At 40.3% G+C, this 1,790-nt stretch carries 1 pseudogene; it reads left to right on the top strand.

Features of this window, described 5'->3' with window-relative positions:
* Positions 1-696 precede the first annotated feature (696 nt).
* A pseudogene (locus AFK68_RS00355) lies at positions 697-1,780 on the top strand (RNA-guided endonuclease InsQ/TnpB family protein).
* Positions 1,781-1,790: the final 10 nt, after the last annotated feature.

The following is a 1,790-nucleotide window of genomic DNA, read 5'->3' as shown; positions in this document are numbered from 1 at the left end:
CGTTAGCGAAGCTCCTCTGCAAGAGGCAGCTCCTCTGCAAGAGGCAGCTCCTCTGCAAGAGGCAGCTCCTCTGCAAGAGGCAGCATTCCGGAGGAAATCGCCCCTGCAAGCTGTTAACGCAGTTCCTCCGCAGGAGGCTAGCTGTTTGCGTTAGCGCAGCTCCTCTGCAAGAGGCAGCATTCCGTTAGGAAATGCTAAAAGCTAATAGCTAGTTAATCAGCAAGCCCTAACTATTGTCCAATAGATGAATAAAACATCCATTTACTGAAAGTGAGCGTTATAGCTGCCGCTAGGCTCCGCCTTTCATGTCGGCGACAGCCGAAACGCGTTTGCGTAGCATTCCGTAGGAAAGCGGAACGGATTTTCTATCCCTTCCTCTGACTATATATAAACTAAACATAACTATTGTCCAATAGATGAATAAAGCATCAATTTACTGAAAGTGAGCGTTATAGCTGCCGCTAGGCTCCGCCTTTCATGTCGCACAGTGAAACGGATGTTCCATTGCTACTTTCATACAACAAAGCCAATTTTTGCTACAAATATTTAGGTTACCACTTAGGAGTCAGGAGACAGGATTCGGGAGTCATTTCAGTTATCAGTACCTCAATGGAATAGGGAGCATTGACTTAATCAAAGAATAACGATATAATAAGTTATAAAGCATACTATTAGACTAAGTTTGTTCACAAGTAAATGAAATCCATTAGAACCAAGCTCAAACTTAATAACAAGCAGAAAACTCTGATGGCTCAACACGCAGGCTACAGTAGGTGGTGTTACAACTGGGGTTTAAGCTTGTGGAATGTTGCTTATAAAAATGGTTACAAGCCCAATGCCCGTAAGCTAAGAGAGGTTTTTACCAACCATACAAAGCCTTTATACCCTTGGATGAAAAACTTGTCATCTAAAGTTTACCAATATGCTTTCATAAATTTAGGTGAAGCATTCATGCATGTTCTTTAAAGGATTAGGAAAACACCCAAAGTTTAAAAAGAAGGGTAAACATGATTCATTCACAATAGATAATTGTGGAAAACCAATAGAATTAAATGGATGGAATCATAAATTACCTTTTATCGGTATTGTTAAGACTTATGAACCCATTGAGGCGACCACCAAAAAAATCACCATTAGTAGACTTGCAGGTGATTGGTATCTTAGCTGTAGCTATGAATTTAATGCAACAACTACACCCAAAAAAACTGATGTTATAGGAGTAGATTTAGGAGTAAAAACATTAGCTACTTTGAGTGATGGGAAAATATTTGAGAGCGTGAAATCGTATCGGAGATTTGAAGCTAAATTATCAAGAGAGCAATATCTACATCGTCATAAAAAGATTGGCTCTGCTAATTGGAGGGCAGCACAACTGAAGATAGCCAGCTTGCATAGAAAAGTAGCTAACATCCGCAAAGACGCACTTCATAAATTGACAACATACTTAGCCAAAAACCACGGCATTGTGTCAATTGAAGATTTGAATGTCAGGGGAATGTTGCGCAATCATAAGCTAGCAAAATCAGATAGCAGATAGTGATTTTATGAGTTCAGGCGACAGCTAGAATATAAGTGCCAATGGTACGGTTCGGAGTTAGTAGTAGTTGATAGGTTTTTCCCATCGTCAAAGACTTGCTCAAACTGTGGTCACGTTCAAGATATGCCATTAAGCTTAAGAACTTATGACTGCCCAGATTGTGGCATATCTATAGATAGAGATTTAAACGCCAGTATTAATTTAAGAAATGCGGTCGGCTCGGTCGTGAATGCTTGTGGATGAGTAACCGCCG

The organism is Hydrocoleum sp. CS-953, assembly GCF_002260545.1.
In the GTDB taxonomy this organism is placed as follows: Bacteria; Cyanobacteriota; Cyanobacteriia; order Cyanobacteriales; family Microcoleaceae; genus Trichodesmium.
Note: the sequence above shows the minus strand (reverse complement) of the source record. Positions and strands in the feature narration are given on the sequence as shown.